The sequence below is a fragment of the Gordonia sp. PDNC005 genome (genome assembly GCF_016919385.1).
In the GTDB taxonomy this organism is placed as follows: Bacteria; Actinomycetota; Actinomycetes; order Mycobacteriales; family Mycobacteriaceae; genus Gordonia.
In genome coordinates, this window is the sequence record NZ_CP070351.1 from 1,640,579 (window position 1) to 1,667,364 (window position 26,786).

Here is a 26,786-nt window from a genome sequence, read left to right on the forward strand (position 1 = left end):
CCGATGACCGATACCGTGACGACCTCGCTGCCGAGCGAGGACGACGTCGAAGAGGCGATGCGCGACGTCGTCGACCCGGAACTGGGGATCAACGTCGTCGATCTGGGGCTGGTGTACGGCTTCGAGATCAACGACGAGGCGGCGGTCCGCCTGGACATGACGTTGACCTCGCCCGCGTGCCCGCTGACCGACGTGATCGAGGATCAGACGCGGAACGCACTGGTCTCGAGCGGTCTGTGCACCGACGTGGAGATCAACTGGGTGTGGATTCCCGCATGGGGTCCGGACAAGATCACCGACGACGGTCGCGAGCAGCTGCGAGCCCTCGGCTTCACCGTCTGACGGGCACAGAACCCGCCGGTAGGCGCAGAATCGTGCCGATGAATCCCATTCAGCGGGCATGAATCGTCGGGTGGATCACGTTTGGTGCAAACATGTGAGGCGCGTCATAACGTCGCTCTGATCAAGCCCCGAAGGAATCCTCCCCATGATCCATCAGAAGTCACTCCGCGCCCGCCTGGGCGCAGTTGTCATAGCTGCGGCCACTGCGGCATGTGTCGCGGCAGTCGTGCCGGCTGCGTCCGCGAAGGCGGCGCCCGAGCTCACGATCACATTCGTCCGGCACGCCGAATCGGCGGGCAACGCGTCGGGCCTCGTCGACACCAAGACTCCTGGCCCTGCGCTGACCGACCTCGGCCGAACGCAGGCCCGTCAGGTCGCCGTGCTGCTCGAGGACCGCAAGTTCGACGGAGTGTTCGCCTCGCGCATGATCCGTACCCAGCAGACTGCGGCGCCATTGGCCCGCAAGCTGTTCAAGCATCCTGTGGTCCTTCCCGGCATCCACGAGATCCTGGCGGGCGACTACGAGGGCACTCCGGAGCGTGACGCGCCGGCCGGATACATGCTCGCACCGCAGCAGTGGCTGCGTGGTGACCTCACTGCCCGGATCCCCGGCGCCGAGAGCGGCACGGAGTTCAAGGCCCGATTCACCGATTCGATCGAGACCGTTGTGAAGGCGCACAAGAAGAACGCCGTGGTCTTCTCGCACGGCGCGACCATCATGTTCGGCACCATCCTCGCGTCGACCAATGGTCGCGAGTACATGGCACGGCTCGGCACTGACTACATGCGGAACGTCGGTCGAGTGGTGCTGAAGGGCAACCCGACCGACGGCTGGCGGATCACGGAGTGGGTCGGCAATCCGACGCTTCCGAGTGTTCCGGACTGCATCTCGACCGGATCGATGATGATCGATCCGTCGTCGCTGGCTCCGTGCTGAGCTGAGGTACCTCACTCCGTTCGATGCGCGCGCATCTCACCTCTGGTCGGCGGTGAGGTGCGCGCGTTCGCCGTCTCTGTCGAAGATCGTGAGGATCTCGGCGACCTTTCGATGAGCGGTGAACGCGTGCGGGACCATCGTCGAGAACTCCGCCGCTTCGCCCGCCTCGATGTCGATCACTCGATCAGCGAGTCGCAAGCGGACGGTGCCGGACAGTACGGTGAACCACTCGTAACCGGGGTGAACCCGCTGCTCAGGCTCCACCCCGGGCTGCGGCGTGAGGCGCATCTTGGCGACGATGACGCCGTTCTCCGCTCGATCGCGGGACAACATCCACGTGACGACGCCGGGGCGTTGATGCGGTTCGGGTCGAATCACGACGTCGCGGTCGTCCACAGGTTCCACGAGGTGATCGAGGGTGGTTCCGAGCGCCCGTGCGATCGGAACGAGCTGATCGAGGGCCACTCTGCGATGGCCGGTCTCGATGCGAGACAGCGTCGAGGGGCTGAGGTGGCACCGGCGGGCCAGGGAGTCGAGAGTCCATCCCTGGGCGATCCGCAGGCCTCGGATGCGGGCTCGGACCAGGCTGTCGACCTCGTTCTCGATCGATTCTTGCGTCATGGGCAAGAGTGTATGCCAGATCGGCAATCGCCGTTGTACGGTCGGCTACATGAGCAACTCGACAGGCAACACCGGGGTCCGATTCGACGCAGTCATCGTGGGGGGAGGCGCTGCCGGACTGTCCGGCGCGGTCGCCCTCGGACGGTCACTGCGCACAGTCCTGGTCGTGGACAAGGGAGAACAACGGAACCTGCCGTCAGACGCCGCGCACAACGTGATCGCCCGTGAGGGGATATCACCCGCAGAGCTGGTCGCGGAGGGGCGACGGGAAGCAGCGTCGTACGGCGTCGAGTTCGCCGACGATGCAGTGATCTCGGTCGAGCGGGACGGGGACTTCACGGTCTGCCTCGGCTCCGGACGGATCGTGAAGGCCCGACGGCTGCTGCTCGCCACGGGCCTCGTCGACGAGCTGCCTCGGATTCCCGGTGTGCAAGAAGCGTGGGGGCACGGTGTTCTGCACTGCCCCTACTGCCACGGCTACGAGGTCCGAGGCCGGCGTATCGGCGTCATCGCCACCACATCGATGGGATCGGTCCACCAGGCTCTGCTCTTCGCACAGTTGAGCCGGCACGTCACCGTCTTCGCGGGTTCGGTCGAGTTCGATGATCAGCAGCGAGCCGAGCTGCGGGCGAGCGGAATCAGCGTTGTCGAAGGTGAGGTGGAGCGAGTCATCGAGCATGATCGTGAAGTGTCCGGGGTCCAGGTGGACGGCCGGGTCCACGACGTCGACAACGTGGTCGTCGGCACGCGGATGATGGCCCGGACCGCCCTCTTCGAGCAGCTCGGCGGTGTTCCGCAGGACCATCCGTTCGGCCAGTTCATTCCGTCCGACCCGACCGGAGCAACCGGGGTAGACGGCGTGTGGACCGCCGGAAACGCTGGGAATCTCGCCGCGATGGTATCGGTCGCCGCGGGTGCTGGGCTGTTGGCGGGCGTCGCGATCAATGCAGATCTTGTCACCGCCGACGTTCGGTCGGCGCTCGTCTGAGTCCGTCCCATCCACCGGGACGGCGAGAGTCGCCATCGGGCGTCGACTGCGACCATCGGCGGATGCAGATGTTCACGTCTTCGGTCCGTCCCGTCTCTATCGACCAGGTCGAAGAGTTCGACCACGAGGTTGATGTCCTCGTCGTCGGCTTCGGGTGCGCGGGGGCGTCCGCAGCGCTCGAGGCCGAGGCTTCCGGAGCGCGGGTGGTGATCCTCGAACAGCGCAGTGGTGGAGGCGGATCGTCGGCGCAGTCGGGCGGGGAGATGTATCTCGGAGGCGGGACATCCGTGCAGAGAGCATGCGGTTTCGACGACTCCGCATCCGAGATGGAGGCCTTCCTCCTCGCCGCTCTCGGACCTGACTGTGATCTCGAGAAGGTGCGGCTGTACTGCGAGAGCAGCGTCGCTCACTTCGATTGGCTGGTCGATCAGGGCGTGCCGTTCAAGAATTCGCTGTGGCCGACTCCGACGTGGGTCCCGCCCACCGACGACGGCTTGATGTGGATGGGGGAGAAGGCGTTCCCGTTCGCGGACTTGGCGACACCGGCTCCCCGCGGTCATCGGGTCACCGCTGACGGATTCGGCGGCAAGGTGCTGATGGACGTGCTCGGCCGCCGGGTCGCCGAGTCGAGAGTTGATGTGCACGTCGACACCGTCGCCCTCCGTCTTGTCGTCGACGGCAACGAGGTCGTCGGCGTGGCCGCACGACACTTCGACACGACGGTGACATATCGCGTGCGCGGTGGGGTGGTGATCACGACAGGTGGGTTCGCCGACAACAAGGCGATGCTCGCCGAACATGCACCGGCGCTTGTCGGTCTACCGGTCAACAGTGACGGGGGTGACGACGGGCGAGGTATCGCGCTCGCTCAGGCCGCAGGTGCCGCCGTCCGCCACATGTCAGCAGGTAAAGTCGGGATCTCGCTGATTCCCGGGATGGCTGTCAGAGGAATGGTCGTTGACGATCGTGGCAGGCGGTTCATCAACGAAGACGTGTATCCGGGCTTGATCGGGCAGGCCGCGCTGTTCAAACATGGACTGCGCGTCTGGGTGATCCTCGACGAGGAAGCGTTCGAGGAAGTTCCCGAAGTGGAACGATGGGGCGTGCGTCCGCACTATGTGGCGGAGACGCTCGCCGAACTGGAAGCCGAGATCGGCATGCCGGACGGGGCGCTCACGTCGACAGTCGGCGAGTACAACCGACATGCGGAGAACGGCGACGACCCGTACTTCCACAAGGCGCCCGAATGGATCAGGCCGCTGCGATCACCGTTCGCGGCGATCGACGTCCGACGCGGCATCGCGCCTCCCGAGCACGGTGGAAGTACCGGCGGAGCCGAGGTGTTCACCATCGGAGGCCTTCGGACGTCAACCGACGGAGAGGTGCTCGACATCGACGGACTTCCGATTCCCGGACTGTACGGCGCCGGCCGCGCAACCTCCGGTCTGCACTCGTGGGGCTACATCAGCGGCACTTCGCTGGGGGACGGGACATTCTTTGGTCGGCGCGCGGGAAGTGCGGCCGCGCGGAGGTCGAGCACGTCCGCGGAATAGACGGCTGCACTCTGCTGTTAGATTCAGGCATGGCAACCATTGATCTGACAGGCTCAGACTTCGAGCAGACCATCGTCGACAACAAGATCGTCTTGGTCGACTTCTGGGCCGAATGGTGCGGACCCTGCAAGCAATTCGCGCCGACGTACAGCGCGGTGTCGGAGAAGTTCGACGACATCGTGTTCGCGAAGGTCGACACCGAGGCCGAGCAGCAGCTCGCGGCAGCGGCCAGCATTCGTTCGATCCCGACGATCATGGCGTTCAAGGACGGTCACCTCGTGTACAACGAGGCAGGGGCGTTGCCGCCGCAGGCACTCGAATCCCTGATCGGTCAGATCCAGGAACTCGACGTCGAGAAGGCGATCCGGGAGAGTGGTCAGGCGCAGTAGCGCCGTCACATCGTTCGGATGAGCGACGCGGCACCGCCGCGACAGTGCGCAGACCTTACGATGATGGGCATGCGCATCCTGTCACGAGCAGCTGTCCCCGCCGTCGCTCTCGCCGTCGCCGCGGTGCTCGCCGGATGCACAGTCGACGGTTCGCCGCAGCGCGGACCCGTGGAGCTTGATCTCGGAAAGTACGGATCGATGCAGGCGGCGACGCTGCCGACTGCCACTACCGACGCTCAGTGGGCCAAGGTGCGCGCAGTCCGTCTCGCCGACAGCGTGGTTTTTCCCGTCGACATCGACGCCGGCATGACCGACCTCAAGATGCCGACGATGCCTATCGTCGTTCCGAAGAACCTGGGCCTGGTGATGTCGGAGATGGTCGACCTGCCCGTGATGAAGCGATTCCAATATGGCTTCAGCATGGCGGCGGGGAACGGCCCCAACGATTTCGGTGTCAACCACGTCGTCATGCGGTTCGCCGACGACCGGGCGGCAGGCGACGCCGTCACACAGATCGGCGGCATCGCCGCCAAGCCGAAGGAATACAACAAGCCCGGAGGCGGCCCGGTGTCGGTGGCGGGCATGCCCAGGGCCAGCGTCGTCATCCACAACGTCGGGTCCAGCGGCAAACACGTGTTCACTGCCGTCTCGCAGGTCGCGTCGTACCTCGTCTACACCTGGGCAGACTCACCCGACCGCGCGTGGGCTGAGCGTGCGATCGTCACTGCATTCGACAAGCAGAAGGCCCTCCTCGAGGCAATCGGGCCCGAGAACACCGACCGGAATCCGGACCCGACCGGCCTGATCCGCGGCACCATTCGGGTGCCCGCCGATGAGCAGACCGTCTCTACCCAGATCGTGCTCGGTCAGCGCGGCGCCGCGCTGTTCTACGGAAACGGCCCCGAGGCCTACAGCGAGCTGAAGAAGGCGGGAATCACCGCCGCGGCGATGAACCAGACTCAGGCCTACCGTGCGGCCGGCCCAGCGCAGGCGGAGGGGTGGCGCGACTACCTGATCAAGGGGTTCGGCGACGACACCTCACGCAAGGCCGCCAGCCCCCGCGACCTGTCGTCGGCCAAGTGCTTCCAGAAGGACGATCGAGTCGGCTGCTTCATCGCCGTCGGCGACTACGTCGGTGAAGCGTACGGAAAAGAACTCCTCGACACTCAGCAGCAGATCTCGGCCGTCTACACGTTCCTGAAGAAGATGTGACGTATCGAATGCGCCCCGACTCTCAGACGTAGACGGCAGGGGAGCACTCGGTAGACCGACCACATCGCCCGCAACACTCCCACCGCATCGTCGCGAGTTGAGAGATACCCGCGCTGCACGTCCGGTTCGAGCCGGAAGAAGGCGTCGAAGAACATGATCAGGTCCTCGACGGTGAGACGCACGAGAACACCGAGACCCAATCGGCGTAGGCGGAACGCAAGCCGAGCACGCCTCGTCCACAATGCGGCGTGGGGACTGCGGCCCGCGATCACCGACTCGACGATGACGTCTGCCGCCGCCAGTGATTGCGCCACGCTGTATCCAGTGGCCGGATTCATCATGCCGCCGGCCGCTCCGAACCGGAGCGCGTCGCCCGGCCTGTGCCGCCAGGGTCTGGACGACACGAGCATAGGGAAGTCGACGTGTTCATCGATCCGCGTCGCTCCACCTCGGTCGGCGTTCCGCACTGCGAGGTCGGCTACCGATACAGGCGGACGTCCGGCGAGGCAGGTCTCCTCGACGAGTCGGCGACCATCGCCGAGCGGGACCCGGTAGCTGAAGGACGGACCGTCGCCGTCGCTGACGGGTCGCCAGTCCATGAGCACAACATCACGCTCTGCGGAATTGATGAACGCACCCGCCGCCGTCTGTCGGGTCAGCCCGGCGACGTCGACAAGGAATGCTCCACGAGCGTCCACGACAAACCGGGCCCGGATCACGGCGCCGTCGTCGCACGTCACCTCCGTCGCCGAGACTGTCTGGGCGCGGGCGGCGGTCACCGTCGCCCCGTCGATCGACAGCGACCGCTGGAACCGTCCCGAATCAAGGACGACGTATCCGCGTTGAACGACCCTGCGTTCGGGTGTGAAGACGGCGAACGACGACGCTGTCGCCGCTATCGACTTCGGTTCGAGCCACGAGGGACAATCGTCGGCGTACATGCCGTACGTCGCGGTCCACGCCTTCGTCGGAGAAGGGTCGACAAGACTGACACGCAGACCTGCGGCGAGTGCACGGTGGGCGAGCGCCCGGCCGGCGGGACCCGCTCCGACGACGGCCAGGTCGACTGGTCGGCCGGCCGTCACAAACTTCCGGTCGCCAGCAGTCCGCCGTCCACCCTGAGCGTCTCACCGGTGATCCAGGCGGCGTCGTCGCCGACCAGGAACGCGACGGCGTTGGCGATGTCCTCGGGGCTGCCTAGCCGCTTCATCGGGTACGGCGCTGCCGCGGCGTCCTCGCCTGCAGCGAGGAGTCCCGCTGCGAATTTCGTCTTGACGATGCCGGGAGCGATGGCGTTGACCCGAATGGTCGGTCCGAGCTGCCACGCGAGTTCCTCGGTGAGCCGAATGAGCGCAGCCTTCGACGCACCGTACGCGGCGATGACTCCGGTCGACCGAAGACCGGCGACCGATGCGATGTTCACGACCGCACCACCGCTGTCGGCCATCCCCGCGCGATGCGCTTCCTGGATGTAACCGAGGGCGGCGACGACGTTCGTGTCGAGCAACTTGCGAAACCCGTCCAGGTCGGCCTGCATGAGGTCGCCGAAGATCGGGTTGATTCCGGTGTTGTTCACGAGGATGTCGATGCCTCCGTTGGCGACCGCGGCGGCGACCGCTTCCGCGCGATGAGCGGCGTCTCCGGTGTTGCCTGCGACGACGCCGACCACGGCGCCCGGGACGGCCGCGCGGATCGTGTCGGCCGCCTCGGCGAGTGCGTCGGGTTTGCGGCCGGTGATGACGACGGCCGACCCGCGGCGGGCGAGTTCAGTTGCGACGGCCAACCCGATGCCGCGGCTGCCGCCGGTCACCAGTGCCGAGCGACCAGTCAAGTCCGTTGAAGAGGTCGAGTTCGAAGTAGTCATGTCGATCACGTTATGTGATGGACGATTCAGTGGAGGCGAGGTCCGGTCGAGTAGGCTCCGCTCGTGCAACGCGCAGGGGATGGGTTCCGATGAGGACAACGGTGCGCCCCGACCGCGACGACCACCACCATGCGTTGCGAGTCCTCGCCGGTCTGCTCGTTCCGATGTCGGTTCTGCTGCTGATCGGTCGGCCCGAACTACTGGTCTACGCGGTCTTCGGATCATTCGCCGGCATGTACGGACGTCGGGTCGCAGGACGCCCGCGGATCGTCCGGCAGGTGCAGGCGGGAGGTCTGCTCACACTCGGAGTCGCGATCGGCGTCACGCTCGCCGCCATCGGCACTCCCGTCTGGGTCCTGGTGATCGTGGAGACGGTGTATGCGCTCGTCGGTTCACTCGCAGCCGACGTCGCGCGGCTGCGGCCCGCAGGGCCGTTCTTCTTCATCTTCGCTCTCGGCGCCACCGCGACCGTCCCTCCGGACCTCGTCGCTCCGCCGCTGGCTGTCGCGATCTGTGCCGCCACTGCAGTGCTCGCCGTGGGAATCGGAATGATCGGCGTCCCTCGTCCGTTGGATGGCAAACCCTGGCTCACCGGCATGCGGTGGCTACTCCGCACCCCGCCGTCCGGGGTGCGTGTCCACGCGGTCCGGTACGCAGTCGCCGTCGGCGTCGCGGGTGCCATCGGGACAGTCCTCGGTTTCGATCACGCCAACTGGGCGATGGCGGCGGCCGCCGTGCCGCTGGCGGCGATCGACGGGACCAGGCCCGGTGACGCGACAACGCGCGCGGTCCTCGTCCGAGCAGGTCATCGAACTCTGGGCACCTTTGCCGGGTTGTTGATCGCCGCGGTGCTGTTGGCGTTCGACCCGGGCGCTGCGGTAGTGGCCGCCGTGGCGGTGTTCCTACTGTGGCCGACGGAGCTGTTCATGAGCCGTCACTACGCGGTTGCGATCGGCTTCTTCACTCCGCTCATCATGCTCATGACCGAACTCACCGCGCCCGCACCGCCGTTGGAGATGTTGACTCTGCGCGGAGTCGACACGTTGATCGGGGTGGCGGTAGGCGTCGCGGTCGCGGTGATGATCCCTGCTCGGCCGGGTCGACGGAGGGGCGTCAGCCGCGACTGATGCGTCTCGGGTCACACACAGTGGCGTTTCGCTATCGAGGATTGGCCCTGCGACCACCGCGATCCGTACGATGGACCCTCGTGATCACCGCGACCGACCTGGAAGTTCGAGCGGGCGCGAGGACCCTCCTGTCGGCGCCCGGAGACCAACTGCGCATTCAGCCCGGCGACCGCATCGGCCTCGTCGGCCGAAATGGAGCGGGCAAGACGACGTCCCTCCGCATCCTCGCAGGCGAGACGCAGCCGTACGCGGGCGAGATCCGCACGTCGGGTCCAGTCGGTTACCTTCCGCAGGATCCGAAGGAAGGCGATCTCGACGTCCTCGCGAAAGATCGTGTGTTGTCGGCGCGCGGCCTCGACGAGATCCTGGCGTCGATGGCCAAGCAGCAGGCGCTCATGGAAGAGGCCGCTGACGACAAGATCCGTGACCGCGCGATCGTCAAGTACGCCCGTCTCGAAGAGCGCTTCTCAGCGCTAGGCGGGTATGAGGCCGAGAGTGACGCGGCGCGTATCTGCAGCAGTCTCGGTCTGCCGGACAGGGTGCTCGAACAGCCGCTCCGGACGCTGTCGGGCGGTCAGCGACGTCGAGTTGAACTCGCTCGCATCCTGTTCGCGGCGTCCGACGGTTCGGGCAAGTCCGATATGACACTTCTCCTCGACGAGCCGACCAACCACCTCGACGCCGACTCGATCGCGTGGCTCCGTACCTTTCTGCAGAATCACGACGGCGGACTCGTCGTGATCAGTCACGACGTCGACCTGTTGGCCGATGTGGTGAATCGCGTGTGGTTCCTCGACGCCGTGCGCGGCGAGGCCGACGTGTACAACATGGGCTGGAAGCGGTATCTCGACGCGCGCGCCACCGACGAACAGCGCCGCAAACGTGAACGTGCGAATGCGGAGAAGAAGGCCGGAGCGCTTCGTGTGCAGGCCGCGAAGCTCGGCGCCAAGGCCACGAAGGCGACTGCAGCGCAGCAGATGCTCAAACGCGCCGAACGCATGATGGACGAGCTCGACGAGGTGCGCGTCGCCGACAAGACGGCGCACATCCGCTTCCCAGAGCCGGCGCCTTGTGGAAAGACGCCGCTCATGGCGTCGAACCTCACCAAGGTGTACGGATCGCTCGAGATCTTCACCGGAGTCGACCTGGCCATCGACAAGGGCAGCCGCGTGGTGATCCTCGGACTCAACGGTGCGGGCAAGACCACATTGCTGAAGCTGCTCGCCGGGGTGGAGAAACCCGACCTCGGGGGACTCGAACCCGGCCGTGGGCTCAAGGTGGGTTACTTCGCGCAGGAACACGACACCCTCGACGACAACGCGACGGTGTGGGAGAACATCCGGCATGCCGCACCCGATGCGGGGGAACAGGACTTGCGAGGTCTCCTCGGCGCGTTCATGTTCACGGGCCCTCAGCTCGAGCAGCCCGCGGGCACCCTGTCGGGCGGCGAGAAGACGCGACTGGCCCTTGCCGGGCTGGTGTCGTCGGCGGCGAACGTGCTGCTGCTCGACGAGCCGACCAACAACCTCGATCCGATCTCGCGTGAGCAGGTCCTCGAGGCGCTGCGAAGCTACACCGGAGCCGTCGTGCTGGTGACTCACGACCCCGGTGCAGCGGAGGCTCTTGAACCGCAGCGGGTGATTCTGCTGCCCGACGGCACCGAGGATCACTGGTCCGACGAGTACCAGGAGCTCATCGAGCTCGCCTGATCAGGAGATCCGGCCGGTCGGGATCGATCGGATCGGAATCCGGCCATCGTCGCGCGGCCCGTCACGAGGGCGACGCGAACGCGATGATGTTGTCGCGATAGCCGAGCGGCGGGCCGACGAACGGTCCGCCACACGTCACCAACGCCAGGGTCTCCGGGCCGGTCTGGCGGTTGAGCTCGTCGTAGGGCACTGCATCGGTTCCGGTCCCGTTCTTCTGCGCGTCGATCACCGACGTCACGTGGTAGTCGATCCTGGCACGCGACGCGGTCACCAGGGTCACGGTGTCACCGGCAGTCAGATCGGCGAATCGGGCCGCATAACCCGCGCCCTGCACGATGTCGTCGACGTGCCCGGCGACGACGACCGTCCCGGAACCCGATCCGGGGAGCGACGAGTCGACCCACCAGCCGAGGCGTCCGATGTCAGTCGGTGGCAGAAGGGTGCCCTCGGCGTCGGTCGCGACCGGATCCGTGGGCGCACCCTCGTCGTCGATCTCAAGGCTGACCGGAGTGGACGGGTGATCGGACACCGCGGTCACCGGTGGTCGCAGGCTCTGTCGCCCCTGTGTCGGGGTGGGGGACGCCGGCTGCTCTCCGCATCCGGAGACGAGCGCCACCGTGACGAGAAGCGTCATCGGGGCGGCGAGTGCAGCGGCGATCCGACTCGTTCGGCGTGTGGCCATCGGTCCTCCTCTCGCATGGGACATGTCGGGGCTCGACGACCTGCGGTTACCGCTCGGGTCATTCACCTGAATGATCGACACTCACCCGCCCATGCCGGTCGGCACCGACTTCACGGGCACCCGGTGGGCCGGGTCGCGAACCACTCGATAACGGCTCGGCAAGTCGTAAACGGTCACTGTGACCTTCTTGCGGTCGACCACGGTGATACGGCGTTGATCGGCGTCGACGACGAACCCCGTCGGTGTTCCCGATTCAGTGACCGAATGGCATCCTGCGGGCACACCGGTCAGACGCGCGGTGCCGTCGACTCCGGTGAACACGGTCTCGACCAAGTCGCCCGCGCATGTCTCGACGGTGAAGGCCGCGCCGCGCAGCGGCGCTCCCGTCACTCGATCGCGCGCCACCGCCACGATTGACCCGCCGCCGACGGGTTTCCGCCGGAGTTGGAAGGTGAAGGAGCTGATCTTTCCCGGTTCCACAACGCCGGATCGGAAGAGGCTGCCTTCGTAGCGGTATCCGTCGGGCGCGCCGGATGCGGTGATCGTGATCTCACCTGCAGGAACAGTGATGCTGGTCGGCGTGACGATCGAGCGCCGACCGTTCGTGTCGGTGATCTGGAGCTCGGCGCCGCGTACGGGTTCACCAGTGTCCGAATCGAGGGCTAGCACCGACACAGTGCCGTCACCGGTGAGTTCCGACGTCGGGGTGATCGAGATCGTCGGCGGGATGCTCGGTTCGGCCGGCGATGGTGTCGTCGGGACGGGCGTCGTCGGTTGTGTCGAGGGAAGCGTCGTCAGGCCCGGCGCGGTGGACGGTGTCAGCCGCGGCCTGTGAGGTGGGCGGCTGGCATCCGGCATCGGTGTACCCGTGCGCGGCGTGACCGACGGCGTTCCGGCGCGAGGTGGTGTGAACGTGCGCGGAACATGCGAGTCCGGGCCCGTTGTGGTGATCGGATCAGCGGCGGCAGGAGAGACGCCGACGATGAGCAAGATCACGACTGCGCCGATCGCAAGGCGGCGTCGCCTGCGCGGCGTCTGTCGTCGATCCATCGATGTGCCCCCCTGTGCGTCCTACAACCCCGTCGTCTGAACGTACTACATAACAGAAAGATAACGAGGGATCAGTGAAACGTGGCGGCCAGGAAGTCGAGTTGGTGGGTGAGCGCCGGTTCGAACCAGTCGCGCCCGTCGAAGACGTCAAAATGGTCGCAGGGATAGTGTCGGACCTGGGCTTTTCCCGCGAACGCCGCCTTCGCCGCGGCATGCGGGGGAGCCGCCTGGTCGAAGTCGGCGATCTGGACAAGCAACGGCGCATGCACGGACGACGCCGCCTTGTGCGCACGGTAACGTCCGAGCTCCGAACCGATCGACGCGTCGACCTCGTTGCGCCAACTCGGTCCGGCGATCGACTCATACGCCTCCTGGTACCCGTCGACGGTGAGTGCGGCGAGCGAACCGGGCGGACCGACGAGAGGAATGGTTGCCGGAGCGCCTCCCAATCGCTGCCGCACGCTGCTGACCAGACCGGTCGCCGTCGACCGCGCCAATGTGGCGGGCGAATGCAGCGGTAGAGCGTGACGTGCTGCGGCCATGCCGCTCACCATCGGGACCAGGGCCAACACCGCGCCAACGTCGTCGCGACCGACAGCGGCCTGCAGCACGTGGCCGCCAGCCAGCGAGACGCCCCAGAGCACGATCCGCGCCGGATCGACGCCCGGGAGGTCGGCCACTGCGCGGCAGGCGGCACGGTAGTCGTCGACCTGCCCGGTGAGCGACACCTTCTGCCGGGGCGAGCCTTCGGACTCGCCGAAACCGCGGTAGTCGAATGCGAACACCGGATAGCCGTTCTCGGCGAAACGTCGGGCGAAGGGCGTCAGTCCGGCGTCGACGGTGCCGCCGAGCCCGTGGGCCATCACGATCACCGGCTCCGGCGTTGAGCCCTCGACGGGGAAGAACCAGCCGGAGCACCGCGTGCCGGATGAATCGAACCAGACCTGCGTCGGATCGGTCACGATGCGGCTCCTCGCTGTGCGTCGGCCCATTCGACTGGGCCGTTCTGTGCCGCTCGGCGGGCGCCTGCGGGCAACTCCTTCACTCGCATGTCGTGTTCGTACAGGAAGTAGTCGAGCTGTTGAGTGTGACGCGGGCGGTCGAGCATGTGTCCCGTGTACTTTCGCGTGTCCTCTTCGATCACCCGCCGCATCTCGCCCGGCGACGGCGGCCGGTAGCGGCCGACGGCGTATGCGCCGACGAGCCTCGCCTGCGCCTCGACGAATGGGAACAGTGTCGGTGTGGCCTGCGCGAAGCCCACGAACAGCAGATCGTCGATTCCCGGATACAGCATGCGCTTGTACAGGTCGATGCGGTTGTCGGGTGCACAGATGAACTCGGGATCGAAGAACGGGAATGTGATGTTGTATCCGGTCGCGTAGATGAGTATGTCGACGTCGTCGACACTCGTGCCGTCTGCGAAGTGCACGGTGCGACCGTCCAGTCGGTCGATGTTCGGCTTCGGGATCACATCGCCCGAGCCCAACCTCAACGGGAGTTCCACCGATTGGGTGGGGTGCGCCTCGAAGAACTTGTGGTTGGGCGTCGGAAGGCCCAGGTTCTCGGGCCGACCGGACATCAACGGCTGCCCCAACTGGGCGATCTTCCGCTGCCACGACGTCGGGACGTACGGGTTGGTCTTGTAGAACTTGTCGGCCGGTTGCCCCGCGACGTACTTCGGGACGATCCACGCGCCCGAGCGGGTCGAGAGGTACAACTCGGTGTCCAGTGCCTTCGACGAGAGCTCCACTGCGATGTCGGCGGCGCTGTTTCCCAGCCCGACGACGATGATCTTCTTCCCGGCGAAGTCGTGCGGCGTGCCGGGATCGATGTAGTGGTGAGCATGCATCTCGATGCCGTCGAACGAGCCGGGGAAGTCGGGCCAGCGGGGATCCCAGTGGTGACCGTTGGCAACCACAAGAAGGTCGAATCGCCGCGTCTGCCCCTGCTGAGTGGTCAGTTCCCATCCACCGTCGGGCAGTCGTACGGCTCGGGTCACCCCGTTCTCGAACTCGATCGTCGAATGCAACCCGAAAGCCGACGCGTAGTCGTCCAGGTACTGCTTGATCTGGGTGTGGTGCGGGAAGTCGGGGTACGAGTCCGGCATCGGGAAGTCGCGGAACGACAGCTGATGCTTGGACGTGTCGATGTGGAGCGATCGGTACGCGCTCGAATGACCGTTGGGGTTGCCGAACGCCCAGTTCCCGCCGATCCGGTCAGAGGACTCGAACACGGTGTGTGGAACGCCGTAGTCGGTGAGCATCTTGGACGAGGTGAGTCCGCTGATGCCTGCACCGATCACGGCGGTCGTGGGATTGCTCATGGGCCGGAGTGTACAAGGCTCTGGACAGCAGTCCAATCGTTTCCGGCCGGTTCGGCACGGGACGTTCAGGCGCCGAGCACCTGCTTGCGCAGATCTCCCTTCACGAGCTTGCCGGTGGGTGTTCTCGGGAGTTCGTCGATGAACGCAATGTTGCGCGGCACTTTGAATGCCGCGAGTTCGGCTCGGGCGAAGTCCTTGAGTTCCTCGGCGAGTTCATCGGACGGGACGACGTCCTCCATGAGCTGGACGAAACCGGCGGCGACTTCGCCGAGGTCGTCGTCCGGAAGCCCGATCACTCCGACGTCGTACACCGCCGGATGGTTGATCAGCACGTTCTCGGCTTCCTGCGGATAGATGTTCACACCGCCCGAGATGATCATGAACGCCTTCCGGTCCGTGAGGTACAGAAACCCGTCCTCGTCGACGTAGCCGAGATCGCCGGTGGTCGCCCAGTTGGGATGATCGGGATGCTGTGCGGCGGCCGTCTTCGCCGGATCGTTGTGGTAGGCGAACGGCATCTCGTCACGCTCGAAGTACACGGTGCCGACCTCGCCCGCCGGGAGGTCTGCGCCGTCGTCGCCGCATACGTGGATCACTCCCAGCACGCCGCGGCCCACCGAACCGGGTCGCTCGAGGGCGTCCTGCGACCCGATGAGAGTGACACCGGCCGCTTCGGTGGCCGCGTAGTACTCGTTGATGATCGGACCCCACCAGGCGATCATCGCCTTCTTGACCTCGGCAGGGCACGGCGCGGCCGCATGGATGGCTACTTGGAGACTGGACACGTCGTACGACGCCCTCACCTCGTCGGGCAGTTTGAGCATGCGCACGAACATCGTCGGCACCCATTGGCTGTGTGTGACCCGATACTCCTGGATGAGGCCGAGAGCCGCTTCGGGCTCAAAACGATCCATCAGGACGACGGTCCCGCCGAGCGCGTTCACCATCGCGCAGTACCGCAGGGGCGCGGCGTGGTACACGGGCGCGGGGGAGAGGTAGACCGAGTCGGTTCCGAATCCGTACACCGGTCCGAACACCTGCGAGATCAGATCGAAGGAGTCGTCAACCTGGGTACCGGGCAGATTCGGCTTGATGCCCTTGGGGCGACCGGTGGTGCCCGACGAGTAGAGCATGTCCGCGCCGCGCGGCTGATCGGTGAGCGGCTCAGCCGACGACCCGGCGAGGACGTCGTCATAGTCCACGAAGCCGTCGATTGGGCCGGCCCACGCCACCCGACGGTCGGGTGCGGACAGCGCGTCGATCTCGTGCGCGAGCGACACGGCGTCCGCCACGTTCGCCGACGCGAAGACGATCTTCGCGCCGCAGTCGTCGAGGATGTAGTTCACTTCGGGTGCAGTCAGATGGTGATTGACGACGGTTACGTATAGGCCACTGCGGATCGCGGCCCAGTACACGTCGAATACCCGCAGGTCGTTGTCCGTCACGACGGCCACGGTGTCGCCGACCCTCAACCCGAGACCGCGGAGATGGTGGGCGATTCGCGTCGAGTTGTCGGTCAGCTGCGCGTAGGTGACCGTCTCACCGGTACTCGGGCGGATAACTGCCGGCTTGTCCGGGGTGGTCGTGACGTAACTGCCTGGATACACGTGACGCTCCTCATAGTGGGGGGTGAATCCGACAGTAACCGAGCGCTCGGTCGTTCGGCGTCCCTTCGTCCGAGCCGCCTGTGCTCTCGCCTACGATCAGCGAATGATCGAACCGATCGAGCCTGCGCCGTCCCAGCTCGTAGGCGACCGGTACCGCCTGGTCGGGCGCATCGGCCGCGGCGGAATGGGTGAAGTCTGGCTGGCGCGGGACGAACTCCTCGACCGCGACGTCGCGGCCAAGCGGATACTGACGGTCAGCGGTGCCGACACCGAACAGGCGACGATTCGCAGGCGTCGGGCGATCCGCGAGGCTCGAGCAGCGGCGCGGCTCTCTCACCCGCACGCGGTGGCGATGTTCGACGTGGTGGTCGACGACAACGATCCATGGCTCGTGATGGAGTACTTTCCGTCGGTCAGCGTCGCAGACCTGCTCCGGACCGTCGGCGCTCTCGCACCGATCGAAGCAGCGCAGATCGCCGTCCACGTCGCACAAGCGCTCGCGCAGGCGCATGCTGCGGGGCTGGTGCATCGCGACCTCAAACCCGGCAACATCCTCGTGTCCACGGCTGTCGCGGGAAGCACGGCGGGCGTGGTCAAAGTCGCCGACTTCGGAATCGCGCGGTCGGACGACGATCCCGCGATCACTCGGAGTGGGATCGTCACCGGCACACCGACGTACTTCTCGCCCGAGGTCGCGCGCGGCGCCGAACCGACATCGGCGTCCGACGTGTACGCGCTCGGCGCCACCCTGTACACGATGGTCGAGGGTCGACCGCCGCATTCGGACTCGGACAACGTGATCGCAACACTTCATCGGATCTCGAGCACCGAGGTCCGTCCGATGACAGTGGAGACCGATCTCGACGTGGTCGTCGCCAGGCTGCTCGACAGGGACGTGGACAGGCGACCGTCGATGGCCGCTGCCCGCGAACTTCTGGCGGACTGGGTGGCGGCGTCGGCGTCCACCGCCGACCTCTCGCGGTTGGCGGACCGGTCCGACACGGCAGGCGAACTGTCGTCCTCACCCGCGACGTTGCTGCCGTCGGTGCCCTCCTCATCGATGCCCGGGCGACGCACGCGCAGCGTCCCCGCAGAGCTGACGTCGTTCGTAGGGCGCGTGGACGACCTCAACGAGGTCAACGGTCTGCTGCACGGCCACCGCATGGTTGTCGTCACCGGGCCGGGCGGTGTGGGAAAAACGCGGCTGGCCCAGCGCATCGCCTTGTCCAGAGACGACGCTGACGGTCCGTGGTTCGTGGAGTTCGACGGTGTGGGTGATGCGTCCGGAGTGGCCGATGCACTGATCTCCGCCCTCGGGATCACAGCTCCGGGAGGTCTGGCCGCGGTGATCCAGAATCTGGCGTTCCGCACATGCCTGCTCGTCTTCGACAACTGCGAGCACCTCGTCGACCCGATCGCCGATGCTGCGCACCAGATCCTCCAATCCTGTCCGCAGGTGTCCGTCGTGGCGACTAGCCGCACGTCGTTGGGTGTGCCGGGCGAACGGCGCCACGCGCTCGCACCGCCGGACGACGGCACCGCACTTTTCATCGCGCGCAGCCCTCACCCGGTCAGCATTGCCGATCTCGACGACGTCCGTCGCCTGTGTGACGCGGTCGATCACCTGCCGTTGGCGATCGAACTCGCCGCGGCCCGCACTCGGATCCTGTCGGTACGCCAGGTGCTTTCCGGACTGTCCGACAATCTGAACCTCCTCCGACGAGACGACAGCGGCAGGCACTCCCGGCGGACCAGCCTGTCGGCTGTGATCGGCGAGTCGTTCCAGGACCTCACCGCGTCGCGGCGCTCATTGTTGACGGAGCTGTCGGTCTTCGTCGGCTCGTTCGACGTCGATGCGATCGCCGCCGTCACCGGACGGGAGACAGGACTCGTCGACGATCTCGCGGGGCTGGTCGACGAGTCGCTCGTCACCGTGGTGGGAGGGGACCCACGCCGGTACCGCCTGCTCGACACCGTCCGCACGTTCGCAGCGGATCAGATGGGGGACCAACGCCGTGCAGAAGTGACGGCTCGGCGACTCGAATGGACGGTTGCCCTCGCAGCGGAGGCGTTCGCGGGGCTCCGCGGCCCGGCGTCAACGGAATGGATGAAGCGCGTCGACGCGGACATGCCCACCATCCGCGTGACGCTCGACGACGCGCTCGGCACCGACCCGGTGGCGTATGCGCGGATAGTCGGTGACCTGTACTGGATCTGGTATCGGCGTGGCCGGATCGACGAGGGCTGTCGCTGTTGGACGCGATTCTCGACGAACCCGGCTCCGCATGGGCAGTCGACACCGTCGTGGTCCGGTGTCTGGTCGGGCGGGCCTTGTTGGCTCACCTCGCCGGAGACTTCCACACGATCGCCGCGTGCGGCGAGCGGCTTCGAGAGCTCGCCGACGGGTTCGGCGAGGAGCCGCGGCCCGGTGAACAGCGACGGGCGGCCGCCGAGGCCGCGGCGATGCTCTCGTATCTGTCTGCCGGTGCAGGCGAGCTCACGGCTACGCGGGAGTCAGCCGCGCGGGCGCGTCGGTTCGCGATCGCCGAGGGTTCGGCGTGGACCGCGGCCGAGATCGAGATCGCGTTGTCGGTCGCGGCAATGCGGGGCGGCGACCCGGTGGAAGCCAGGTCGCATCTCGACGTGATGCGCCGGACAGCCGAGGAGCACGGGTTCGGTTGGCTGCACACGTCAGCCCTCTGGCTGCTGGCCAAGAACATCCTCCGCAGTACGGGTGACACCGCTGAACCGCGTGAGCTGTTGACGAGGATGATCACGGCCTGCGACCGGGAATCGGACCTGACGTCGTGGATGGTCGGGATGGCCACGCTCGCGTACGTCGAGTTCGTCGACGACGATCACGAACGGGCGTCGCTCCTGCTCGGCGCCGTCGCCCGCCGCAGTGACGAGTCGGGGTTCCACCCGGAGAAGCTCGATCCCGTCGACATGGCCGAGTTCACGGCGACCATGGCGGCATCGATGCCCGCCGGGGTGCTCCGGGCGGGTGACGAAGCCGGACGTTCGCTCGATCGGAACGGCATCGCCGCACTCGTCGCCGCGTGTGCGCGTCGCCGGTGACGGGTGAAGGACGGCTCCGGGTCCGATGTGACGGCTCCGCAGTGATGCGCTCGGACGTCGAATTACTCTGATGCGGGTGGAGATCGACGTCGATGTGCTCGGACCGTTGCGAGTCCGTGTCGGTGGTGTGGGCGTTCCGATCGGCGGCCCGCTGCCCCGTGCGCTGCTCTGCCGGCTGATCGACGCCGCAGGCGACACGATCCCGGAGAGCACCCTGATCGACGAACTGTGGCGCGGTGCGCCACCGAAGTCCGCCGTGTCGACCCTGCACGGGTACGTCTCGACTCTGCGGCGCTCTCTTGAACCCGCTCACGCGAAGGCTCAACCGACCGTTCTCGTGCGGAACGGAGTCGGATACGCCATCCCGCGGGACAAGGTGGCGCTCGACAGTCGGCGATTCGATGATCTCGTCGCCTCCGCCCGTGCGACCGCCGATCAGCACGAGTGGCGCGCAGCGTTGGCGACGTTCGACGACGCGCTCGGACTCTGGCGCGGACCGGCGTACGCGGACGTGATCGAATGGGACTTCGCCCAAGTGGCGGCGGCCGCACTCGAAGCGAGGCGCGACGGTGTCGTCCTGGACCGGTTCGCAGTGCTGTCCGACCTCGGTCGTCACGACGACGCCGCAGCCGGACTCAGAGCGATCGTGGAGCAGTCGCCCCTCGTCGAACGGGGATGGGAGCTGCTGGCGCTCGCCGAGTACCGGTCGGGCAGACAGGCCGCGGCGATGGCGAGCCTGCGACGCGCTCGGACGGTCCTCGCCGAGGAGCTAGGAACCGATCCCGGACCGGGTCTACGCAGGCTCTACGAAGCGATGCTGCGCCACGACCCTGAACTGATCCCGCGGCCCGCCACCGTCGTGCCGACCAGGCGCACCCGGTTCGTGCCTGCCGAGTTGACCACTCTGGTCGGGCGTGACGACGAGGTCGCGGCAGTGGCCGGTCTGGTCGAGGAGCATCGGATGGTCTCGGTCACCGGGCCGGGTGGAGTCGGAAAGACACGCGTCGCGCAGCGTGTGGCGGGAGTCTCCGGGCACCGCGACGGGGCGTGGTTCGTTGAACTCGCAGGTGTCCACGATGCCGTGGGGATCAGCGATGCGATGGTCAATGTGCTCGGTCTCACGGCGCAGGGCGGGGTCGACATGCTCGGTACGATGCTGCGCGACCGGCGGCGCCTCGTGGTCCTCGACAACTGCGAGCATCTCGCGGGCGCCGTCGCCGACGTCGCCGAGAGACTGCTCAAGGCGTGTCCGGACCTGAGAATCCTGACGACCAGTCGAGTTGCGCTCGGTGCGGACGGCGAATGGATCCATCCACTGAGCCCGCTGGCCGACGCCACCGATCTGTTCTGCGAGCGCAGCTCGGAGCCGGTTCGCGATGCCGATCGGGACGATGTCCGGCGGTTGTGCGCGGCGCTCGACAATCTCCCTCTCGCAGTGGAACTGGCGGCCGCGCACACCAGCGTGCTCTCCGTGCGCCAACTGCTCGAGCGGTTGGACGACCGGTTCGCGCTCCTGGAAGCCCGATCGTCGCGGACCGTCGGGCGACACCTGAGCATGCGCATGGTCATCGACGCCTCGTACGCCGCTCTGACCCCGTCGCAGCAAGCCCTGATGCAGGACCTCGCGATCTTCGAAGGAGGTTTCGACTTCGACGCCGCGGGTGCGGTGTCGAAGCGAGGGGCCGACGTTCTGCCTGATCTCGCGGCGCTCGTCGACGCGTCCTTGGTCACGGTCGTCGGTGGGGATCCACGCCGCTACCAGATGCTCGAGGTATTGCGCGAGTATGCGATCGGGGAGTGCTCACCGGAACGGCGCTCCCATCTCGTGGCAGCGCACATCGAATGGGCTGGTGCGATGGCCGAGTCGGCGTATCCCGGACTCCGCGGACCCGACTGTCTCGCGTGGATGCGGCGGATCGAGGCGGAACTGCCGAACGTGCGGGCCGCCCTGGCGAACTGCGTCGACACCGACGTCACGACCTACCTGCGGATCGTCGGCGACCTGCACTGGTTCTGGTTCCGTCGTGGTCTCATCGACGAGGGAAGCCGTCTGCTCGCCCCGGTGGTGAGCGACGCCGCGTTGTCGTCGCCGTTCGAGCAGCGGGTCCGCGTCCTCTCGGGCCGCAATCTCGTCGCGTACCTCGCGGGGGACGGCGAGACGATCTTCGACTCTCTGCAACGTCTCCAAGCGCTGCTTGCCGAGATCGGCGACGATCCGGCGGACCCGGCCGATCGAGGGGCCGCGGCGGAGGCTGCGACGATGCTCGCCTTCTTCTTCGCCGGAGCCGGTGCGATCGTCGAGTCCGCACAATTCGCTGCCGTGTCTCGGCGTCATGTCGGGATGCACGGCGACAGCCCCGCGCGTGGAGAACTCGAACTCGCCGTCGGAACGGCGGGCCTGAGGTCCGGCGACCTCGAGTCGGCCGAGACTCATCTGGGGGAGGCCATTCGGATCGCCGACGTCAACGGCTACGACTGGCTCCTCGCGTCGGCGTGCTGGATCCTCGCGAAGAGCAGGATCGCGGCAGATGACCTGCTCGGGTCCAAGCGGCTGCTCGGGCGGATGGTCGACGCCTGCGAACGTTCGTACGATCTGACGTCGTGGATGGTCGCCGTGGCGACGCTCGCCTACGTCGCCTATCGAACGGGTGACGAACTGATGGCTGCCCGATTGGTGGGCGTCGTTCGTCGTCGAACAGATCAGACGGGCTACGACCCCGAACGCATGGACCCGATCGACCTCGCCGGATACGGGCGAGAGATCCACGATGGAATCGCCCCTGACGTGTACGAACGCGGCGTCGCCGAAGGCGTCGACGCCGACCGAGTCACGGTCACAGCGCTGATCGCGGGGTGCGTCTCCACCGATTGAACCGCGGGTTCAAGCTGATTCCAATCGTCCCGGCGCATCCTGTCGACACTCAATCGGCACGGCGCTCCCGGGCGCCAGAAACGAAGGAATCACCCATGACATCGATCGGCGGCCCCATCGCATTTCCAGGATCAGAACAGGCCGAACGTCTCGACACCGCTCCATTGGAGACCGTCGCCCTCCATATCGTGAGGGCTGTCGGCATCGCACTCGCGGTGAGTGCCCCGATCTGGGCGGTGGTGATAGTCCTGTACGGCGACGTCGTCGACTTCGGATGGCGCACTCTGCTGGGCGGCGTGACCGCCCTCGCGTTCCAGTCGGCGATCGTCGGGCTGCTGCGCGTTGAGGAACGGACACGCGCCATGAGCCGCCCGGGCTCGCCGGGCACCATCGCCACGATCGGCTTCCGCGTCGAGTATGCGCTTATGGGAGGCGCCATGGTGTCAACCGTGTTGGACGCTTTCGCGCTGATCGAAGGCACAGTCGTGTGGACGGTGTTCGACGCCTGCTGGCCGCTGTCGATGCTGGGCATGGTGATCATCGGTGTGCGAATCGCGATCACCGCTCGCTGGCAGGGCGCCCTGCGGTGGCAGACGCTCTTCGCGCAGAGCTGGTTCGTATGGGGCATTCCCGCGATGGCGTTCGGGACTGTCGGCACCGTCGTCATGATCTCCCAGGTAGTCCTCGGTTACGGGGTCCTCGGCGGTCTGCTGGCCGCCCGACCCGCCACAACGACGTCCGACGCCTGACCCCGCATACGACTGTGCCGCCGATCGTGACCACATGCTGGTCACGATCGGCGGCACACGTCGTACCGGCGTCAACTAGCCGGTTTGCGCACCGACGCCTCGACGAGGTCCAGGACCGCGTGCAGGTCGTCCGTGGACTGGCCCGATGCGAGTCTCGTGACGATCCCGTCGAGTATCACGTCGAGGTAGGTGACGAGGACTTCGGGTTCCACGTCGTTGCGGAGACTGCCCGCCTGGCGTTTGCGCTCCAGGCGCGCGAGGGTCGCCGCCTCTCGGTCGGCAGCCTGGGATTCCCATGCCTTGCGGAAACCGGGATCGCTCCGGATCTTGCGGACGATCTCAAGTCTGGTGCTCAGCCAGTCGAAGTCCTTGGGGCGCGCGAGGATGTCGCGCATCACTTGGACCAGGCCCTGTCGTGCCGCGACGTCGGCCATTCGGTCGGCGTCCTCCCGCGCGAGCGCGAGGAACAACGCCTCCTTGTCCTTGAAGTGGTGGAAGATCGCGCCCCGGGACAATCCGGTCGTCTCCTCCATCCGCTTCACGGTGGCGCCCTCATAGCCGTACTGCGCGAAACAGTGCCGCGCGCCGTCGAGAATCTCCCGACGACGCGCGGCGAGCCGGTCATCGCTGACCCGTGGCACTGTTACAAACTCCCGTCGTAAACTCGCCCGGTCAGCCGTTGATCATGTTTCGCAGCACGTACTGCAGGATGCCGCCGTTGCGGTAGTAGTCGGCTTCACCGGGCGTGTCGATGCGGACGACCGCGTCGAACTCGACCTTCTCGCCGTTCTCCTTTGTCGCGGTGACCTGGACCGTCTTCGGCGTGACGCCCTCGTTCAGCTTCTCGATGCCCACGAAGTCGAACGTCTCCGTGCCGTCGAGGCCAAGAGTCTTGGCCGACTCGCCCGCCGGGAACTGCAGCGGGACGACGCCCATGCCGATGAGGTTGGAGCGGTGGATGCGCTCGAACGACTCGGTGATGACGACCTTCACACCCAGCAGGACGGTGCCCTTGGCGGCCCAGTCGCGCGAGCTGCCCGAGCCGTATTCCTTGCCACCGAGGACGACCAGCGGGATGCCGGCTTCCTTGTAGTTGACCGACGCGTCGTAGATGAACGACTGCGGGCCGCCCTCCTGCGTGAAGTCACGGGTGTAACCACCCGAGACGCCGTCGAGCAGCTGGTTCTGCAGACGGATGTTCGCGAACGTGCCGCGGATCATGACCTCGTGGTTACCACGACGGCTGCCGAGCGAGTTGTAGTCCTTGCGGGCCACACCGTTGGCGTCGAGGTACTGCGCGGCGGGGGTGCCGGGCTTGATCGGGCCTGCCGGGCTGATGTGGTCGGTGGTGACCGAGTCGCCGAGCAGGGCGAGGACGCGTGCGCCCTTGATGTCGCTGACCGGAGTGGTCTCGAGCGTCATGCCGTCGAAGTACGGCGCCTTGCGGACGTAGGTCGACTTCTCGTCCCACGCGAAGGTGTCGCCCTCGGGGGTGCTCAGACCCTGCCAACGCTCGTCACCGGCGAACACGTCCTGGTAGGACTTGCGGAACATGTCCTGGTTGATCGCCGACTTGATGGTGTCGTCGATCTCCTGGGCGGACGGCCAGATGTCCTTGAGGAAGACGTCGTTGCCGTCGGTGTCCTGGCCGAGGGCCTGCGACTCGAAGTCGAAGTCCATGGTGCCGGCGAGGGCGTACGCGATGACCAGCGGCGGCGAGGCCAGGTAGTTCATCTTGACGTCGGGGGAGATGCGTCCCTCGAAGTTGCGGTTGCCCGACAGGACGGCGGTGACGGTCAGGTCGTTGTCGTTGACAGCGGCGCTGATCTCCTCCGGCAGCGGGCCGGTGTTGCCGATGCACGTGGTGCAGCCGTAACCGCCGAGGTGGAAGCCGAGCTTCTCCAGGTACGGCCAGAGGCCAGCCTTCTCGTAGTAGTCGGTGACGACCTGCGAGCCGGGCGCCATGTTGGTCTTGACCCACGGCTTGGAGACGAGGCCCTTCTCGACCGCGTTGCGGGCCAGGAGGCCTGCGCCGATCATGACCGACGGGTTCGAGGTGTTGGTGCACGAGGTGATGCCGGCGACGGCGACGGCGCCGTGGTCGAGCACGAACTCGCCGCGGTCGGCGGTGGTGACCTTGATCGGCTTGCTCGGGCGGCCCTCGGAGCCGTTGGCGGCGGACTGGACGTTCACTGCGCCGTCGTCGGCGAAGGAGAGCGCGGCCGGGTCGGACGCCGGGAACGACTCTTCGACGGCCTCGTCGAGCTGCGTGTGGGTCGCGGTGTTGCCCTCCTCCACGTAGTTGTGGATGTCCTTGCGGAACGCGACCTTCGACTCCGACAGCAGGATGCGGTCCTGCGGGCGCTTCGGGCCTGCGATCGACGGGACGACGGTGCCGAGGTCGAGTTCGAGGTACTCGGAGTACTGCGGCTCGTTGTCGACGTCGTGCCACATGCCCTGTTCCTTGGCGTAGGCCTCGACGAGAGCGAGCTGCTCGTCGTCACGGCCGGTCAGGCGCAGGTAGTTGATGGTCTCGCCGTCGATCGGGAAGATCGCACAGGTCGAACCGAACTCGGGGCTCATGTTGCCGAGGGTCGCGCGGTTGGCCAGCGGCACCTCGGCGACGCCCTTGCCGTAGAACTCGACGAACTTGCCGACGACACCGTGCTGACGAAGCATGTCGGTGACGGTGAGGACGACGTCGGTCGCGGTGACGCCGGGCTTGATCTCGCCGGTCAGCTTGAAGCCGACAACGCGCGGAATGAGCATGGAGACCGGCTGGCCGAGCATCGCTGCCTCGGCCTCGATGCCGCCGACGCCCCAGCCGAGAACGCCGAGGCCGTTCTCCATGGTGGTGTGCGAGTCGGTGCCGACACAGGTGTCGGGGTAGGCCTGGCCGTTGCGGACCATGATCGAGCGCGCAAGGTACTCGATGTTGACCTGGTGCACGATGCCGGTGCCCGGGGGGACGACCTTGAAGTCGTCGAACGCGCCCTGGCCCCAGCGGAGGAACTGGTAGCGCTCGCCGTTGCGCTGGTACTCGAGCTCCACGTTGCGTTCGAAGGCGTCGGCGGTACCGAACACGTCGAGGATCACCGAGTGGTCGATGACCATCTCGGCGGGGGACAGCGGGTTGACCTTGTTCGGGTCGCCGCCGAGAGCGGCGACGGCCTCACGCATGGTGGCCAGGTCGACGACACAGGGTACACCGGTGAAGTCCTGCATGAGGACACGCGCGGGGGTGAACTGGATCTCGATGCTCGGGTCAGCCGACGGATCCCAGTTCGCGAGCGCGTTGACGTGCTCGCTGGTGATGTTTGCGCCGTCCTCGGTGCGCAGGAGGTTCTCGGCGAGGACCTTCAGCGCGTAGGGCAGCTTCTCGGTGCCGGGCACGGCGGAGAGGCGGAAGATCTCGTAGGAGTTCTCACCGACCTCGAGGGTCCCGCGGGCGCCGAACGAATTGATACTCACGTGTGCTCCACTCTCGTTCTCAGCTGGCCGTCGACGGGCTGCGTCGACGGAAGTTTGCGAAGTCGCGACGTGCGGACGGGCCGGCCCGCGTCGCCACACGTCCATCCTAGCAGTACAGCCGTACTGGTTCGTGCAGAACGGTGGACTCGACGCGCCGAATTCACCTGAGCGTCGGACGAGGGGGAGTCCTGCCGTATTCTTCGAGCCGATAT

General features: G+C 66.6%; 22 protein-coding genes. 12 read left to right on the forward strand and 10 right to left on the reverse strand.

From position 1 onward, the window contains the following. Positions 1-3: 3 nt before the first annotated feature. Together JVX90_RS07805 and JVX90_RS07810 are read left to right on the forward strand one after the other, a co-directional pair. Entirely contained in the window at positions 4-342 is a 339-nt protein-coding gene (locus JVX90_RS07805; protein WP_008377859.1) for a metal-sulfur cluster assembly factor, read from the forward strand. A gap of 145 nt (positions 343-487) precedes the next feature. Beyond that, on the forward strand, positions 488-1,279 hold the full coding sequence (locus JVX90_RS07810; RefSeq protein ID WP_205331795.1) for a histidine phosphatase family protein: 792 nt from the start codon (positions 488-490) through the stop codon (positions 1,277-1,279). A 36-nt stretch (positions 1,280-1,315) separates the two neighbouring features. Here the strand turns inward: JVX90_RS07810 and JVX90_RS07815 are convergent, their stop codons facing one another. After that, positions 1,316-1,900 (reverse strand): XRE family transcriptional regulator, encoded by a 585-nt coding sequence (locus tag JVX90_RS07815; protein WP_205331796.1) that lies wholly within the window; start codon positions 1,898-1,900, stop codon positions 1,316-1,318. A 49-nt stretch (positions 1,901-1,949) separates the two neighbouring features. On the opposite strand from JVX90_RS07815, the gene JVX90_RS07820 reads away from it, so the two are divergent. The 4 genes from JVX90_RS07820 to JVX90_RS07835 all read left to right on the forward strand — a co-directional run bounded on the left by JVX90_RS07820 (position 1,950) and on the right by JVX90_RS07835 (position 6,042). Continuing rightward, positions 1,950-2,888 (forward strand): NAD(P)/FAD-dependent oxidoreductase, encoded by a 939-nt coding sequence (locus JVX90_RS07820; RefSeq protein ID WP_205331797.1) that lies wholly within the window; start codon positions 1,950-1,952, stop codon positions 2,886-2,888. A 68-nt stretch (positions 2,889-2,956) separates the two neighbouring features. Further along, a complete protein-coding gene (locus JVX90_RS07825; RefSeq protein WP_205332328.1) occupies positions 2,957-4,441 on the forward strand; it encodes an FAD-dependent oxidoreductase in 1,485 nt (494 codons plus the stop codon). A gap of 29 nt (positions 4,442-4,470) precedes the next feature. Next, positions 4,471-4,830 carry a thioredoxin gene (gene trxA / locus JVX90_RS07830; RefSeq protein ID WP_205331798.1) on the forward strand — a complete coding sequence of 120 codons (360 nt, stop codon included), beginning with the start codon at positions 4,471-4,473 and terminating at the stop codon, positions 4,828-4,830. 69 nt (positions 4,831-4,899) lie between these two features. After that, positions 4,900-6,042 carry a hypothetical protein gene (locus tag JVX90_RS07835; protein ID WP_205331799.1) on the forward strand — a complete coding sequence of 381 codons (1,143 nt, stop codon included), beginning with the start codon at positions 4,900-4,902 and terminating at the stop codon, positions 6,040-6,042. Here JVX90_RS07835 and JVX90_RS07840 read toward each other — a convergent pair. Further along, on the reverse strand, positions 6,018-7,127 hold the full coding sequence (locus tag JVX90_RS07840) for a lycopene cyclase family protein (RefSeq protein WP_205331800.1): 1,110 nt from the start codon (positions 7,125-7,127) through the stop codon (positions 6,018-6,020). The genes JVX90_RS07835 and JVX90_RS07840 overlap by 25 nt on opposite strands. Continuing rightward, the gene (locus tag JVX90_RS07845; RefSeq protein WP_205331801.1) at positions 7,124-7,906 is read right to left on the reverse strand and encodes an SDR family oxidoreductase; all 783 of its coding nucleotides are present in this window, start codon (positions 7,904-7,906) and stop codon (positions 7,124-7,126) included. The genes JVX90_RS07840 and JVX90_RS07845 overlap by 4 nt, the downstream gene beginning before the upstream one ends. Before the next feature lie 89 nt (positions 7,907-7,995). Between JVX90_RS07845 and JVX90_RS07850 the strand changes: the two genes are divergently transcribed. Both JVX90_RS07850 and JVX90_RS07855 read left to right on the forward strand, forming a co-directional pair. Beyond that, positions 7,996-9,033 (forward strand): FUSC family protein, encoded by a 1,038-nt coding sequence (locus tag JVX90_RS07850; RefSeq protein ID WP_205331802.1) that lies wholly within the window; start codon positions 7,996-7,998, stop codon positions 9,031-9,033. An 80-nt stretch (positions 9,034-9,113) separates the two neighbouring features. Next, complete coding sequence (locus tag JVX90_RS07855) at positions 9,114-10,742, forward strand: ABC-F family ATP-binding cassette domain-containing protein (RefSeq protein ID WP_205331803.1); 1,629 nt, start codon at positions 9,114-9,116, stop codon at positions 10,740-10,742. 61 nt (positions 10,743-10,803) lie between these two features. On the opposite strand, the gene JVX90_RS07860 is transcribed toward JVX90_RS07855, so the two are convergent. The 5 genes from JVX90_RS07860 to JVX90_RS07880 all read right to left on the reverse strand — a co-directional run bounded on the left by JVX90_RS07860 (position 10,804) and on the right by JVX90_RS07880 (position 16,404). Next, entirely contained in the window at positions 10,804-11,424 is a 621-nt protein-coding gene (locus JVX90_RS07860; protein ID WP_205331804.1) for a class F sortase, read from the reverse strand. Between the two features lie 81 nt (positions 11,425-11,505). Further along, entirely contained in the window at positions 11,506-12,474 is a 969-nt protein-coding gene (locus tag JVX90_RS07865; RefSeq protein WP_205331805.1) for a prealbumin-like fold domain-containing protein, read from the reverse strand. Between the two features lie 71 nt (positions 12,475-12,545). Continuing rightward, positions 12,546-13,436 carry an alpha/beta hydrolase gene (locus JVX90_RS07870; protein WP_205331806.1) on the reverse strand — a complete coding sequence of 297 codons (891 nt, stop codon included), beginning with the start codon at positions 13,434-13,436 and terminating at the stop codon, positions 12,546-12,548. Next, on the reverse strand, positions 13,433-14,797 hold the full coding sequence (locus JVX90_RS07875) for an NAD(P)-binding domain-containing protein (protein WP_205331807.1): 1,365 nt from the start codon (positions 14,795-14,797) through the stop codon (positions 13,433-13,435). The genes JVX90_RS07870 and JVX90_RS07875 overlap by 4 nt, the downstream gene beginning before the upstream one ends. A 65-nt stretch (positions 14,798-14,862) precedes the next feature. Beyond that, complete coding sequence (locus JVX90_RS07880) at positions 14,863-16,404, reverse strand: acyl-CoA synthetase (RefSeq protein WP_205331808.1); 1,542 nt, start codon at positions 16,402-16,404, stop codon at positions 14,863-14,865. 103 nt (positions 16,405-16,507) lie between these two features. Between JVX90_RS07880 and JVX90_RS07885 the strand changes: the two genes are divergently transcribed. The 4 genes from JVX90_RS07885 (at position 16,508) to JVX90_RS07900 (ending at position 23,103) form a co-directional block, all read left to right on the forward strand. After that, complete coding sequence (locus tag JVX90_RS07885; RefSeq protein WP_205331809.1) at positions 16,508-19,051, forward strand: protein kinase; 2,544 nt, start codon at positions 16,508-16,510, stop codon at positions 19,049-19,051. After that, positions 19,048-19,482 (forward strand): hypothetical protein, encoded by a 435-nt coding sequence (locus JVX90_RS07890; protein WP_205331810.1) that lies wholly within the window; start codon positions 19,048-19,050, stop codon positions 19,480-19,482. The genes JVX90_RS07885 and JVX90_RS07890 overlap by 4 nt, the downstream gene beginning before the upstream one ends. A gap of 76 nt (positions 19,483-19,558) precedes the next feature. Then, on the forward strand, positions 19,559-22,354 hold the full coding sequence (locus JVX90_RS07895; RefSeq protein ID WP_205331811.1) for a BTAD domain-containing putative transcriptional regulator: 2,796 nt from the start codon (positions 19,559-19,561) through the stop codon (positions 22,352-22,354). Positions 22,355-22,449: 95 nt separating this feature from the next. Further along, on the forward strand, positions 22,450-23,103 hold the full coding sequence (locus JVX90_RS07900; RefSeq protein ID WP_205331812.1) for a hypothetical protein: 654 nt from the start codon (positions 22,450-22,452) through the stop codon (positions 23,101-23,103). A gap of 71 nt (positions 23,104-23,174) precedes the next feature. On the opposite strand, the gene JVX90_RS07905 is transcribed toward JVX90_RS07900, so the two are convergent. Both JVX90_RS07905 and acnA read right to left on the reverse strand, forming a co-directional pair. Further along, a complete protein-coding gene (locus JVX90_RS07905) occupies positions 23,175-23,744 on the reverse strand; it encodes a TetR/AcrR family transcriptional regulator (RefSeq protein WP_205331813.1) in 570 nt (189 codons plus the stop codon). Between the two features lie 31 nt (positions 23,745-23,775). Next, positions 23,776-26,574: an aconitate hydratase AcnA gene (gene acnA / locus JVX90_RS07910; protein ID WP_205331814.1), complete on the reverse strand. Its 2,799-nt coding sequence runs from the start codon at positions 26,572-26,574 to the stop codon at positions 23,776-23,778. Positions 26,575-26,786: the final 212 nt, after the last annotated feature.